A 13,919-nucleotide genomic window follows, 5' to 3' on the forward strand; every position below is an offset into this window, starting at 1 on the left:
CCGGGCGCCCTGAAGCCGTGGCGGGTAGGTGGGTGTTCGGATCCGCATCGCCGGAGGACGCGGCGGGTGCGAGGGCGGTCGGCTGCGGGTCGCCGGAAGGCGCGGTGGATGCGAGGGCGATCGACTGCGGGTCGCCAGAGGACGCGGTGGATGCGAGGGCGGTCGGCCGCGGGCGGCCGGAAGCTGGGGTGGACGCCGAGGTCGTCGGCTCCGGACGGCCGGAGGCTGCGACGGACGGAGAGGTCGTCGGCTCCGGGTGCTCGGAAGCCGCGGCGGACGCGGAGGTCGTCGGCTGCAGACGGCCGGGAGCCGCAACGGGCGCGGGGACCGTCGGCTGCGGGCGGCCGGAAGCCGCGGTGGGCTCCGAGGGCGTCGGCTCTCCGTGGTCGGAAGGCGTGCCGAGCGCGGAGGCGGGCGGCCGCGGGCGGCCGGGCGGCGCGGCGGGAGTCGGGTGCGGGAGGCCCGGGGGCGTGGAGGGGGTGGGAGCCGTTTCGTAGTGCTGCGGTGCGGTGCGGGGCGCCCCGTCCTCGTCGACGCGTCGCGTCGGAGTTCCTTGATCCGTGAGGGCGTCGGGCTGTGCCGGCTCAGGGTCCTCCTTCGGCATCCTGAACGCGGTCGCCAGGAACTGCTTCAGGTCACGGGCGGTGTGACCGCGAGCCGTCTCCGCCGTGGCCGGCGACGGTGGCCGGCGTACCCCGCGAGCCGGTGCCCCTTCCGAAGCCTCCGCCGCGGCCGCCTCGGCCCGCCGTGCCTCCGCGCGGGCCGCGCGCAGCGCCTCGCGCGCGACGTCAGCGGGGCGGGCGCCCGGACGAACGGCACCGACGTCCGCCGGGCCCGCGTCGGCCTCGCCCTCGGCGTCCCGTTGCTCCGCCTCCTTCGCCGCCGAAGCCGCCCGCAGCGCCAGCCGCGCCGCGTCACCCGGCCTGGTCACCCGCTCCTCGGCCGCGTCCGCCCCCGGCGAAGCGGAGCCTTCGGGCCGCGCCTCGGCAGACGCCCCCTCGTCGCCCCCGGTCTCCGCACCGCGCCCCCGCGCCGCCCGCAGCGCCTGCCGGGCCGCATCGCCCGGCCGCTGCTCGTCCCCGCTCATGACGTCCTCCGCAGCGACACCAGGTCGGACAGCTCACGGTCCGTCAGTTCGGTCAGGGCGGACTCGCCGGAGCCCAGGATCGCGTCGGCGAGGGCGCGCTTGGCCTCCAGCATCTCGGCGATGCGGTCCTCCACCGTGCCCTCGGTGACCAGGCGGTGGACCTGGACGGGCTGGGTCTGGCCGATGCGGTACGCGCGGTCGGTGGCCTGCTCCTCCACCGCCGGGTTCCACCAGCGGTCGAAGTGGACGACATGGCCCGCGCGGGTGAGGTTGAGGCCGGTGCCCGCGGCCTTCAGCGACAGCACGAGGACCGGGATCGCGCCGCTCTGGAAGCGGTCCACCATGCGCTCCCGCTCCGGTACCGGTGTGCCGCCGTGCAGAAGCTCGACCGGGACGGCGCGCGCCTGGAGGTGCGCGGTGATCATGCGGGCCATGCCGACGTACTGGGTGAAGACCAGCATCGAGCCGTCCTCGGCGAGAACCGTGTCCAGCAGCTCGTCGAGCAGGGCGAGTTTGCCGGAGCGGGCGGCCAGGCCGTCGCCACGCGTCTCCTCCTTGAGGTACAGCGCGGGGTGGTCGCAGATCTGCTTCAGGGCGCCGAGCAGCTTGAGCACCAGACCCCGGCGGGCGACCCCCTCCGCCGTCTCGATGGCGAGCATCGACTCACGGACCACCGCCTCGTACAGCGCGGCCTGTTCGCGGGTGAGCGGGACGGGGTGGTCGGTCTCGGTCTTGGGCGGGAGTTCGGGGACGATGCCCGGGTCGGACTTCTTCCGGCGCAGGAGGAACGGGCGGACCAGGCCGGCGAGCCGGGCCACCGCGTCCTGGTCCTCGCCGTTCTCGACGGCGCGAGCGTGCCGGGCGCGGAAGGACTTCAGGGGGCCGAGGAGTCCGGGGGTGGTCCAGTCGAGCAGGGCCCAGAGTTCGGAGAGGTTGTTCTCCACGGGGGTGCCGGTGAGCGCCACGCGTGCGGGGGTCGGGATGGTGCGCAGCGCCTTGGCGGTGGCCGAGTAGGGGTTCTTGACGTGCTGTGCCTCGTCGGCGACGACCATGCCCCAGGGCTGGTCGGCGAGCCTGGCCGCGGTGGCGCGCATGGTGCCGTACGTGGTGAGCACGAAGCCGCCGTCGAGGCCGTCCAGGGTGCGGCCCTGGCCGTGGAAGCGGCGGACCGGGACGCCGGGCGCGAACCGGGCGATCTCCCGCTGCCAGTTGCCGAGCAGCGAGGCGGGGCAGACCACCAGGGTCGGTTCGGTGCGGGCCCGCTTGAGGTGCAGGGCGATGAGGGTGATCGTCTTGCCGAGGCCCATGTCGTCGGCGAGGCAGCCGCCGAGGCCGAGGGAGGTCATGAGGTCGAGCCAGGCCAGGCCCCGCAGCTGGTAGTCGCGCAGGGTGGCCTGCAGCGCGGCGGGCGGTTCGGCGGGCTGGATGCCGGCCGTGAGGCGGTCGCGCAGGGCCGCGAGGAGGCCGACGGGGACCGCCTCGACGCTCTCGCCGTCCACCTCGGCCTCGCCGGTGAGCGCCACGGAGAGCGCGTCGACCGGGTCGAGCAGGCCCAGTTCGCGCTTGCGGGCCTTGCGGACCAGGGCCGGGTCGACGAGCACCCAGCGGTCCCGCAGCCGTACCACCGGACGGTGGGCCTCGGCGAGCGCGTCCATCTCGGCGTCGCTGAGCGGGTCTCCGCCGAGCGCCAGCTGCCAGCGGAACTGGAGCAGTTCCTCGCCCTCGAAGAAGCCCGTGCCGTCGGTCGCCGAGCCGGGGGCGGAGCGGATCACGGCGGCCGCGGTGAGGTCCTGGGCCAGGTCCCGGGGCCAGTGCACGGCGACCCCGGCCGCGGCCAGCCGGGTCGCGGCCACTCCGAGCAGATCGCCCAGCTCCCCCTCGGAGAGGGCGAGTACGTCCGGCACGTCCTGCTCGGCCAGCCGGTCCAGCGGCGGCCACACCCGCGCGGCCCGGCGCACCGCCAGCGCCGCGTCCACGCGCGCGCGGGGACCGAAAGCGGCGTCGGACCGCCCCGCCCACAGTGCCGAGGCGTCGGTCACCAGGGTGGGGTCGGCCAGGCTGTGCACCTGGACGATCGCCGCTCCCGCCCGGTGCGCTCCCTCGCCGTCGTCGAAGAGGTCGTACGCCGACAGGTCGAGGCGGAGCGAGATGCGCACGCCGGCGTCCATGCCGGCGGCGACCTCCGCGGCCCACTCCTGGGCGTCGGGCAGCCGCCGGCCCTCGTGGGCGGCGAACGGCCTGCCCGAGGTGTGGGGGGCGGCCGGGGTGCGGGGCAGAGTGTCGGCGACCGCGTCCAGGAAGGAGCGGATCAGCGCCTCCGGCTGGGGCAGCCGGAGCGGGCCGGGGCCGGGCAGCGGGACGGCGTGGCCCTCGGCGGGCAGGGCGGCGGCCACCGCGCGCAGGTGGGCGATGTCGGCGGGCTCCAGGGGGCCGGCCCGCCAGGCGTCGTACCCGGCCGGGGTCAGGCCGGGCAGCAGGCGGCCCCGGGCGGCGAGCCGCAGCGCGTGCTGGGCGGCGGCGCCCCAGCAGGCGGTGGCGGGGTGGGCGGCCGGGTCGCGGCGAGCCCGGACGAGCAGCGGGAGGGCCTCGCCGAGGGGCAGGGTCAGCGCGGGCACCTGCCGGCGGCGGACACCGGCGCCGTGCTGTCGTACGACCGTCAGGTCCTCGGTCGCGGCGGCGGGCAGCGGGTCGCCGTCCGGGTCCCAGAAGGCGATGCGGCCCTGGCGCGGGAGGTCGGCGGGCAGATAGACCGCCGCCAGGCGCAGGGGGACGCCGTCAGGTGTCCCGGTCGCCGTGTCGCTCATACGTTCTGCCACCTCCCGCCCACATGTCGGATCAGACGTCTTCGACTGTACGGGCGGGGTCTGACAATCGGCCCCGGCGACCGGCCGGGGCCGTCCCTACGGCACGGTGCGGGAGACGACGTAGATCATCGGGTAGTTCGGGTCGGCCATGTTCACGACCACGTCCTGGGTGGGCGCCGGGTTCTTCTGCTTGTGCGTCAGGCCCGACCAGGGGCCGGGGCCGGTGAACTTCCAGCCGGTGACCTTCTGGTCGCGGGTGCTGATGCTGATGTCGTCCTTCTTGAGCGCGTCCCGGTTGATTCCCATGCCCTCCAGGAAGCTGTCCAGGCCGGCGCTGTTGGTGCGGAACTGGACGTAGAGACGGCTGGTCTTCCAGTTGTTCGTCTCGTAGTACGCGATCCTGTCGGCCGGGTGCGGGACCGGCACCTGGTAGAGGCGCCGCTGCACCTTCGACGGCCAGCCCTCGCTGAGACCGGTCGCCGAGTACTTGGACTCCTTGTCCTTGCCGCTGTTGCGGCTCTGGTTGGCGGAGATCACCAGGTAGCCGGCGGGTACGCCGATGAGCAGCACGATGATCAGCAGGGTCAGCGCCCGGCGGCGCGCCTTGTGGCCGGGGGTCTCCGGCGGGCGGCGCGGTTCGTCCGGGGGCGCGGCCTGGCGGGGCAGCGAAGCGGTCATGCGGTGTCCCGGGTTCGGCGGGCCTCCGTGAACCGCTCGTAGCGCTCGTACCGCTCGACCCGGCGCCGCTTGGCGCGCCGGAAGCGGCGGGCGACCAGGCGGGCGAGGTCGGCGGCCCCGACCATGCCGGCCTCGGGGCCCAGCTGGGCGCGTGCGATCCGGGCCTCGGGGCGGTAGCCGCGGCCGGTCAGCTGGCGCTTGAACGCGTCCCGCGCGGGGCCGATCAGCAGGTCGTCGGCGGCGCTCACACCACCGCCGATCACAAAGCAGGACGGGTCGAGGGCGGCGGCGAGGTTGGCGATGCCGACGCCCAGCCACTGGCCGATGTCCTGGAGCAGCTCGATGCACATCGCGTCGCCCTCGCGGGCCAGCTCGGTGATCATCGGGCCGGTGATCTCGTTGATGTTGCCCTTGACGTGCTCGATGATCCCGTACGCCACCGGGGAGTCGGCCGCGGCCAGCTCCTTGGCCTCGCGGACCAGCGCGTTGCCGGAGCTGTACTGCTCCCAGCAGCCACGGTTGCCGCACGCGCAGCGGTGGCCGCCGGGCACGACCTGCATGTGGCCGAACTCGCCGGCGACGCCGTACTTGCCGCGCTTGACCTGGCCGTCCTCCAGGATCGCGCCGCCGATGCCGGTGCCCAGCGTGATCATGACCAGGTGGTCCTCGCCGCGGCCGGCGCCGAACCGCCACTCGGCCCAGGCGGCGGCGTTGGCGTCGTTGTCGACCAGGACGGGCACGGCGAGCCGGCCGGCGAGGCGGTCGCGCAGCGGTTCGTTGCGCCAGGACAGGTGCGGGGCGAACAGCACGCGGTTGCGGTCGGCGTCGACCCAGCCGGCCGCGCCGATGCCGACGGCGTGCACGTCGTGCCGGTCGGACAGGTCCAGGACCAGCTCGACGATCGTGTCCTCGACGACCCTGGGGCTCTTGGACTTGTCCGGGGTCTCCGTGCGGAGCTTCTCCAGGATGTTGCCGTCGGCGTCCACGACGCCCGCCATGACCTTGGTGCCGCCGATGTCGATGCCGACGGTGGGGACACGGGGGGCCGTCAGGTGGGACCGGCGCTCCCGTGTGCCGACCGTTCGCAGGACGGGGGCTCGGCGGGAGCCTATGGGGGCGGTGAGGTCGCGGTAGGTGCTCATCGGGCTTGATTCTGCCGTACGCGTGCGTGTAGTGCCGTTCGGGGGAGATAAGGAACGGGTGCGTCGCCGTTGCCGGGTGCCCGTCGTATGTGGCTGGTCGCGCCCGCGCGGCGGAGCCGCAGATCGACACAGCCCCGCGCCCCTTTCAGGGACGCCTCAGCTCGTGGCGCAGAGCGTCGAGGTCGCTTCCTCCGGCCATCTGGCCGGTCAGCTCTTCCAGTGTGATCTGGTCACGCCGGTAGCTCCCCACCATCGTGCCCCTTTTCAGCAGCACGAAGCGGTCGCCCACCAAGTACGCGTGATGCGGGTTATGGGTGATCAGCACCACACCCAGTCCCTGGTCGCGTGCCGCTGCCACGTATTTCAGGACCACACCTGACTGCTTCACTCCCAGTGCCGCCGTCGGCTCGTCCAGGACCAGGACCTTCGCGCCGAAGTAGACGGCCCTCGCGATCGCCACGCACTGGCGTTCGCCGCCCGACAGGGTGCCGATGGGCTGGTCGACGTCCCGGAGGTCGATGCCCATGCGGAGGAGCTCGGCGCGGGTGGTGCGGCGCATGAAGTCGACGTCCAGCCGTTTGAGCACACGGCCCTTGCGGGGCTCCGAGCCGAGGAAGAAATTGCGCCACACCGGCATCAGCGGCACGACCGCCAGGTCCTGGTACACCGTGGCGATGCCTCGGTCCAGGGCTTCGCGCGGGGAGGTGAGTGATGTCTCCTCGCCCTCGACGACGAGCGTGCCGCCGTCGTGCCGGTGCAGGCCCGCGACGATCTTGATCAGGGTGGACTTGCCGGCCCCGTTGTCGCCGAGGACGCAGGTGATCTCGCCCGCGTGGACCTCCAGGGAGACCCCTTCCAGGGCGCGGACGGTGCCGTAGTGCTTGCTGACGCCGGTCAGCCGGACGAGGGTCATGCGGTGGCCTCCGCGCGCTTGCGGACCCAGGTGTTGAGCAGGGTCGCCAGGAGCAGCATCGCTCCGAGGAAGAACTTGAACCAGTCGGGGTTCCACTCGGCGAAGACGATGCCCTTGCTGGTCATGCCGAAGATGAGGGCCCCGACCGCCGAGCCGACCGCGCTGCCGTAGCCGCCGGTGATCAGGCAGCCGCCGATGACGGCCGCGATGATGTAGATCAGCTCGTTGCCGACGCCCTCGCCGGACTGGACGGCGTCGTACGAGAAGAGCAGGTGCTGGCCGGAGATCCAGGCGCCGAGCGCCACGCCCATGTAAAGGCCGATCTTGGTCTTGGCGACGGGGACGCCGACCGCGCGGGCCGCGTCCTGGTTGCCGCCCACGGCGAAGATCCAGTTACCGGCGCGGGTGCGCAGCAGGACCCAGGAGGCGATCGCGACCAGGGCGAGCCACCAGAGGATCGTGATCTTGAAGTCGACGCCGCCGACAGTGAGCGTCGAGGCGAAGACCGCGCGAGCGGACGAAAAGCCCTCCATGTCGGCGATCGTCTTGGTGGAGACCGTGCCGTCGATCAGCTTGGTGAAGCCGAGGTTCATGCCGGTGAGCATCAGGAAGGTGCCCAGGGTGACGATGAAGCTGGGCAGCTTGGTGCGGGTGAGCACGAAGCCGTTGAAGGCGCCGATGGCGAGGCTCACGAGGAGCGAGACCCCTACGCCGACCCAGGTGTTCGCCGTCATCTGGTAGCTGAACATCGAGGAGATCAGCGCGGAGGACGTCACCAGGACGCCCGCAGAGAGGTCGAACTCGCCGCCGATCATGAGCAGCGCGACCGGTACGGCCATGATGCCGATCGTCGAGGAGGCGTAGAGGACCGTGCTGATGCTGGACGCGTGCAGGAAGCCGTCCGCTGCCATGGCGAAGAAGAGGAAGACGGCGACCGCGCCGACGACCGAGCCCAGCTCCGGACGGGAGAGGAGTTTCCGCAGCGGAGAGGTCTGCAGAATCCTTTCATCAAGGGAGTGTTCCAAGGTGGCGCTCATCGGGTGCCCCGCTCGGTGTACTTCGCCAGCGCGGGTGCCTGGTCCTTGGTGACGATCTGCGGGCCGGTGAGCACCGGCTGCCCGCCGCCGAGGACGTCGCCGTTGTACTTGTAGAGCCACAGCAGGTCGACCGCCTGGTAGCCCTGGAGGTACGGCTGCTGGTCCACGGCGAAGCCGAGGGTGCCGTCCTTCAGTTCGGCGGCGACCTTGGCGTTGAGGTCGAAGGTGTCGACCTCGGCCGCGCTGCCCGCGTCCGTCCTCGCCTTCACGGCGGTGTCGGCGTAGGGCGCCCCGAGGGTGACGACCGCGTCGATCGACCTGTCGGCCTGGAGCTTCGCCTCGATCGAGGACTGCACGTCGGGCATGTTGGTGCCGTTGACGTAGAGGTTCTCGACCTCGCCGTCGAAGTTCTCGGCGACGCCCGCGCAGCGCTGCTCGTGGCCGACGTTGCCCTGCTCGTGCAGGACGCACAGGGCCTTCTTTTTGCCGCGCTTGTTCAGCTCGTCGCCGACCGCCTGGCCGGCGATGGTCTCGTCCTGGCCGATGTGCGCGAGGGCGCCGAAGGCCTTGGACTCCGCGGAACCGGAGTTCACGGTGATCACCGGGATGCCGGCCTTCTCGGCGCGGGCCACGGCCGCCTTGAGGGCGTCGGGCTTGGCAAGGGTGACGATGATGCCGTCGACCTTCTTGTCGACCGCCGCGTCCACGAGCTGCGCCTGCTGCTGGGCCTCGTCGTCGTGCGAGTACAGGAAGTTGATGTTGTCCTTGCGGGCGGCCTGCTTCGCACCGCTCTGCACGATGTCCCAGAAGGTGTCGCCGTCCCCCGAGTGAGTGATCATCGCGACGGTCCAGCGGGGGGTGTTCACCGCCGCTCTCCCCTGGGCCGCCGCGGCGTTCCGGGCGTCCTCCGCCCGCTTGCCGCCGGTACTGCTGCAACCGGCGAGGGTGACGCTCAGCGCCCCCGCCACCGCGATGCCCACCCAGGTCCGAAACCGTGCCACGAGGCCGTGCCCTTCTTGCCGTGCTCATACGTGCGAGAGGGGCGGGCGAAGCTCACCGTGGGTGACCACCGACGGCGACCTCGCCTGCCCCAAAAGCCTCAGTATCGAACATGGGGTACACCCCTGACGGCAGCGGGCGGCACTCTGCGCTCACATTGTCCGGACATTGCGACTAACGGAACGTCGGAAACCGGGCCGCGCTCAGGACCGTACGAGCAGCTGAAACTCGAAGGAGTAGCGGGTCGGCCGGTAGATGTGGTCGCCGAACTCGACGGCGCGGCCGGTGTCGTCATACGTGGTGCGCCGCATGGTGAGCAACGGGGCGCCTTCCGCCTCGGCGAGCCGCTCGGCCTCGGCGGCCGTGGCGCCGCGTGCGCCGATGGACTGGCGGGCGCTGTGCAGGGTGATTCCGGCGGCCCGCATCAGGCGGTAGAGGCCGGTGGCCTCCAGTTGCCCGGTGTCCAGGTCGAGCAGACCGGGCGGCAGGTAGTTGGTCAGGTACGCCATCGGCTCGCCGTGCGCCAGCCGCAGCCGCTCGATGCGGTGCACCTCGGCGTCCTCGGCGACCGCGAGCGCGGCGGCGATCTCGGCGGACGCCGGGACGACGGTGTTGACCAGCACCTTCGTCGCGGGGCGCTGGCCGGCCGACTCCAGGTCGTCGTAGAGGCTGCTGAGCTCCAGGGGGCGTTTGACCTGGCTGTGCACGACCTGGGTGCCGACACCGCGGCGACGGACCAGGAGGCCCTTGTCGACGAGGGACTGGATGGCCTGCCGCACGGTCGGGCGGGACAGGCCGAGCCGTGCGGCGAGCTCGATCTCGTTGCCCAGCAGGCTGCCGGGGGTGAGCGAGCCGTGCTCGATGGCCGCCTCCAGCTGCTGCGCGAGCTGGAAGTACAACGGCACCGGCGAGGTCCGGTCCACACTCAGGTCGAGCGGCACGGTCGGGTCCACATCTGGTTTCGGCACGGGCCCGAGCGTATCCCCGTGACGGGTTGACGGGAAGTTGTGTAGTTCGATTGTCCGGACATGTGGATTGACAGGGCGCGGGGTGCACCCGCACCTTGTTCCCATGCGCATCGGGGTCATCGGGACGGGCCGCATCGGAACCATTCATGCGAACACGCTCAGCCGTCATCGCGAGGTCGGATCGCTGATCCTCTCGGACGTCGATCCGGCGCGGGCCCAGGACCTGGCGCACCGGCTCGGGGAGACGGCGGCGCCCGGGGCGGACGAGATCTTCAGGTGGGGCGTGGACGCGGTGGTGATCACCACCGCGACCTCGGCCCACGCCGACCTGATCGGCCGGGCGGCGCGCTCCGGGCTCCCGGTGTTCTGCGAGAAGCCGATCGCCCTCGACCTGCCGGGCACGCTGCACGCCCTGGCCGAGGTGGAGAAGGCCGGGACGGTCCTGCAGATGGGCTTCCAGCGGCGCTTCGACAAGGGGTACGCGGGCGCCCGGGAGGCCGTGCGCTCGGGCCGGCTCGGGCGGCTGCACACCGTGCGGGCGCTGACCTCCGACCAGTCTCCGCCCCCGCCGGAGTGGCTGCCGCTGTCCGGCGGGCTGTTCCGGGACACCCTGATCCACGACTTCGACGTGCTGCGCTGGGTGACCGGCCGCGAGGTCGTCGACGTGTACGCGACCGGCTCGGACGCCGGGCCCGCCATGTTCCGCGAGGCCGGTGACGTGGACACCGGCGCGGCCCTGCTCACCCTGGACGACGGCATGCTGGCCACCGCCACCGCGACCCGGCTGAACGGCGCCGGGTACGACGTGCGGATGGAGCTGGCCGGGGAGCGGGACACCGTGGTGGTCGGCCTGGACGACCGCACGCCGGTGGCCTCCACCGAGCCGACCGGGCCGCCGCCCGCGGACAAGCCGTGGCCCGGCTTCCTGGAGCGGTTCGGACCCGCCTACGAGGCCGAGCTGTGCGCCTTCGTCGACGTGGTGCGCGGCGGGCTCGCCAACCCCTGCGACGGGCGCGAGGCGCTCCAGGCGCTGCGGATCGCGGAGGCCTGCGAGGTCTCCCGGCACGAGCGAAGACCAGTGGCACTCGCGGAGATCCCGGACCGGCTGGGCTGACCGCGTCCGTCCCTGGCTACCAGCGCACCGGAAGGTTCCGCACCCCCCTCATCAGCGTGCCCGGCAGCCAGTCCCCGGGTGGGCCGTCCAGGGCGAGGTCCGGGGCCCGCTCCAGGAGGGAACGCAGGGCCGTGCGGCTCTCCAGGCGGGCCAGGGGCGCGCCCAGGCAGTAGTGGATGCCGTGGCCGAAGGCGAGGTGGCCGCGGTGGTCGCGGCGGATGTCGAAGCGGTCGGGCTCGGGAAAGCGGGCGGCGTCGCGGTCGGCGGCGGTGAGCCCGATCATCACCGGGTCGCCCCGCTCGATGGCGGCGCCGGCGATCTCCAGGGGCTCGGCGGCGTACCGGTACGTCGCGTTCTCCACCGGGCCCTCCCAGCGCAGGATCTCCTCCACCGCCCCGTCCAGGAGGCTCATGTCGGCGCGCAGGGCGGCGAGCTGGCCGGGGTGGGTGAGCAGGGCGAGGACGCCGTTGCCGATCAGGTTGACGGTGGTCTCGTGGCCGGCGATCAGCAGGACGTAGGCCATGCCGCGCAGTTCCTCGACGGAGAGCCGGTCGCCGTCCTCGGTGGTGGTGCGGATCAGGTCGCTGAGCAGGTCGCCGCTCGGGCCCGCGCACCGCTTGTCCTCGATCAGCTCCTTCAGATAGTCGGCGAGCTCGGCGAACGCGTCGAACTCGCTGCTCGGACGGGCGGAGCCGACCACCTCGTTGGAGAGTTTCCGGAACCGCGCGCGGTCCAGCTCGGGGACGCCGAGCAGTTCGCTGATCACCGTGATCGGCAGCGGGTAGGCGAGGGCGTCCATGAGGTCGGCGCGGCCGTGCGGAAGCATCTCGTCGAGCAGGCGGTCGGTGATCTCCTGGATCCGCGGCTCCAGTCCGGCCACCCGGCGGGCGGTGAACGCGCGCGTGACGAGCCCGCGCAGCCGGGTGTGCTGGGGCGGGTCGGCGGCCAGCAGGTACTTGCCGATCTGCTCCTCGTCGAGGAACTTGAAGCCGACCTTCTCGGTGTCCTTGGCGAGTCTGGGGTCGGCGAGCGCCGCGCGGGCCTCCTCGTACCCCACGATCAGCCAGGTCTCGTGGTACTCGTCGTCGGGCAGCGGCCAGTGCACCCGGTGCACCGGGCCGCGCTCGCGCAGCCGGGCGTACACCGTGTGCGGATCCGTGCGCAGACCGTCGCCGTACTCGCCGAGGTCGGTCACCTGCATGCTGTACTTCCCCTTCAGGAGGTCCCCGAGGCCGTCCCGTACCCGGAGAACGCGCGGGACGCCCGGCTGGTGCCCCTAGTCCTCCGGCAGTCCCGCGTCGTACGCCAGCAGCGCGATCTGGACGCGGTTGTTCAGGCCGAGCTTGGCCAGGATGCGGGAGACATGGGTCTTGACGGTGGCGACGCTCATGAAGAGGCCGGTGGCGATATCGGCGTTGGCGAGGCCCCGGCCGACCGCGACGGCGACCTCGCGCTCGCGGTCGTTGAGGGCGGCGAGCCGGTCACGCGCGCGTGCCTGCCGGGTGTCCGCCTGGGCGCCCGCCGCGTGCCGCATCAGCTGACGGGTGACGGCGGGCGACAGGACGGGGTCACCGGCCGCGACCCGGCGCACCGCGTCCACGATCTCGGCGGGCAAGGTGTCCTTGAGGACGAACCCGGCGGCCCCCGCGCGCAGGGCGTGCAACACCTGTTCGTCGGCGTGGAAGGTGGTCAGGACGACGACCTGCGGGGCGTCCGCACGCGCGCGCAGCCGCTCGGTGGCGGTGAGCCCGTCCACGGCCGGCATGCGGATGTCCATCAGGACGACGTCCGGGTGGGTGCGGTCGACGAGCGCCTCGACCTCGTCGCCGTCGGCGCCCTCCCCGACGATCTCGATGTCCCCGGCCCCGCCCATCATCAGGGACAGCCCCGCCCGCACCAGGGGGTCGTCGTCGACGAGCAGCAGTCTGATCGCGGTCATGGCTCCTACTTGACCTGCTCCCTGGCCCAAAGTCCAGGGATTCCGGCCTGGGTCCTCCGACCCTTCCGGCGGCTTCCTGCTTCACCGCGCTGTGCGGGCACGGATGCCCGTCTTACCCGCGCTCCACAGGCGTTTGGCGTCTCCGCCCGTCCGGCGGCGACGATACGACGTCCTTCGAAAAGGACGTTGCGGGCTGCGTTGTGGTCGCGGTCGTGCACGGTACCGCACGCGCCGCACGTCCACTTCCGGACGTGCAGGGGCTTGGGGCCGTCCCGGAATCCGCAGGCCGAGCAGATCTGAGAGGACGGGAAGGATCGGTCCACCTTGGCGAAGGTTCGGCCATGCTTGACCGCCTTGTACTCCAGCATCCGTACGAACCCAGACCATCCCGCGTCGTACACGGACTTGGCGAGCCGGGTGCGGCCGAGACCGGACACCGCGAGGTCTTCCACGTACACCGCTTGGTTGTCGCGAATGATCTGTGTGGAAGCCTTGTGGTGCCAGTCCCGGCGCCGGTCCGCCACCTTGGCGTGCTGGCGTGCGACCTTGATACGGGCCTTGGCCCGGTTCTTCGATCCCTTGGCCTTACGGGACAGCTCCCGCTGAAGGCGTTTGAGCTTCTTCTCCGCCCGGCGCAGGAAACGCGGGCTGTCGATCTTCCGCCCGTCGGACAGGACAGCGAAGGCGGAAAGCCCGAGGTCGATACCGGCCTCTGCCTCCGCTTTGGGAAGGATGTCCGGCTCGGTGTCCACGACGAAGCTGAGGAAGTACCGGCCACAGCTGTCCTTGGTGACGGTCAGGGACGTGGGCGCGGCCGGAAGCCGGCGGGACCACTTGACCTTGAGACTGCCGACCTTGGCCACGTACACCGTGCCATCGTCCTGGAGGGAGAAGGCATTGGAGTTGAGGCGGATCGACTGCCGGGTGTCCTTCTTCCACTTGTAGCGGGGCGGCCCGACCTTGCGGCTCTGCCGCGTGCCCTTGACGGAGTCGAAGAAGTTCTTGTACGCGGTGTCCAGGTCCCGCAGGGACTGCTGCAGGACGACCGCCGACACGTCGGCGAGCCAGGCCCGTTCCTCGGTGCGCTTGGCCTGGGTGATGCGAAGCCGGGACAGATCCGCCGACTTCACATACGGCAGTCCTGCCGCGTGCGCTTCCCTGCGGTCGCGCAAGCAGTCGTTCCACACCACCCGGGCGCACCCGAACGCCTTCGCCAGCGCACGACGCTGCCTTCGTTC

Annotated in this window: 10 protein-coding genes and 2 pseudogenes; 1 reads left to right on the plus strand and 11 read right to left on the minus strand. The window is 72.1% G+C overall.

All coding sequences use genetic code 11. From position 1 onward, the window contains the following. The 8 genes and pseudogenes from ACFWXC_RS50110 to ACFWXC_RS50145 form a co-directional block, all read right to left on the minus strand. Positions 1-1,087 (minus strand): annotated as a pseudogene (locus ACFWXC_RS50110) (hypothetical protein); the annotation flags it as partial. Next, complete coding sequence (locus tag ACFWXC_RS50115) at positions 1,084-3,891, minus strand: SNF2-related protein (protein ID WP_384490503.1); 2,808 nt, start codon at positions 3,889-3,891, stop codon at positions 1,084-1,086. The pseudogene ACFWXC_RS50110 and the gene ACFWXC_RS50115, both read right to left, overlap by 4 nt. 96 nt (positions 3,892-3,987) lie before the next feature. After that, a complete protein-coding gene (locus ACFWXC_RS50120) occupies positions 3,988-4,569 on the minus strand; it encodes a sugar kinase (protein WP_384490505.1) in 582 nt (193 codons plus the stop codon). Then, a complete protein-coding gene (locus ACFWXC_RS50125; RefSeq protein WP_384490507.1) occupies positions 4,566-5,711 on the minus strand; it encodes an ROK family glucokinase in 1,146 nt (381 codons plus the stop codon). Before ACFWXC_RS50125 ends, ACFWXC_RS50120 begins: the two co-directional genes overlap by 4 nt. A gap of 145 nt (positions 5,712-5,856) precedes the next feature. Further along, entirely contained in the window at positions 5,857-6,624 is a 768-nt protein-coding gene (locus ACFWXC_RS50130) for an ATP-binding cassette domain-containing protein (protein ID WP_384490509.1), read from the minus strand. Next, positions 6,621-7,661, minus strand: coding sequence for an ABC transporter permease (locus tag ACFWXC_RS50135; RefSeq protein WP_384490511.1), 1,041 nt, complete (start codon positions 7,659-7,661; stop codon positions 6,621-6,623). Before ACFWXC_RS50135 ends, ACFWXC_RS50130 begins: the two co-directional genes overlap by 4 nt. Then, positions 7,658-8,662 carry a sugar ABC transporter substrate-binding protein gene (locus ACFWXC_RS50140; protein ID WP_384490513.1) on the minus strand — a complete coding sequence of 335 codons (1,005 nt, stop codon included), beginning with the start codon at positions 8,660-8,662 and terminating at the stop codon, positions 7,658-7,660. The genes ACFWXC_RS50135 and ACFWXC_RS50140 overlap by 4 nt, the downstream gene beginning before the upstream one ends. Positions 8,663-8,863: 201 nt before the next feature. Next, positions 8,864-9,601 (minus strand): GntR family transcriptional regulator, encoded by a 738-nt coding sequence (locus tag ACFWXC_RS50145; protein ID WP_384490553.1) that lies wholly within the window; start codon positions 9,599-9,601, stop codon positions 8,864-8,866. Positions 9,602-9,731: 130 nt separating this feature from the next. Here ACFWXC_RS50145 and ACFWXC_RS50150 point away from each other — a divergent pair, with 130 nt between their 5' ends. Continuing rightward, positions 9,732-10,742 carry a Gfo/Idh/MocA family oxidoreductase gene (locus tag ACFWXC_RS50150; protein WP_384490515.1) on the plus strand — a complete coding sequence of 337 codons (1,011 nt, stop codon included), beginning with the start codon at positions 9,732-9,734 and terminating at the stop codon, positions 10,740-10,742. Between the two features lie 16 nt (positions 10,743-10,758). On the opposite strand, the gene ACFWXC_RS50155 is transcribed toward ACFWXC_RS50150, so the two are convergent. From ACFWXC_RS50155 to ACFWXC_RS50165, 3 genes and pseudogenes are all read right to left on the minus strand, one after another. Further along, positions 10,759-11,943, minus strand: coding sequence for a cytochrome P450 (locus tag ACFWXC_RS50155; protein ID WP_384490517.1), 1,185 nt, complete (start codon positions 11,941-11,943; stop codon positions 10,759-10,761). Between the two features lie 75 nt (positions 11,944-12,018). Continuing rightward, positions 12,019-12,681, minus strand: a complete 663-nt coding sequence (locus ACFWXC_RS50160) for a response regulator (RefSeq protein WP_384490519.1) — start codon at positions 12,679-12,681, stop codon at positions 12,019-12,021. Positions 12,682-12,686: 5 nt separating this feature from the next. Next, positions 12,687-13,910 (minus strand): annotated as a pseudogene (locus ACFWXC_RS50165) (RNA-guided endonuclease InsQ/TnpB family protein); the annotation flags it as partial. Positions 13,911-13,919: the final 9 nt, after the last annotated feature.

The sequence above is a fragment of the Streptomyces sp. NPDC058683 genome, assembly GCF_042716195.1.
Taxonomy (GTDB): Bacteria; Actinomycetota; Actinomycetes; order Streptomycetales; family Streptomycetaceae; genus Streptomyces.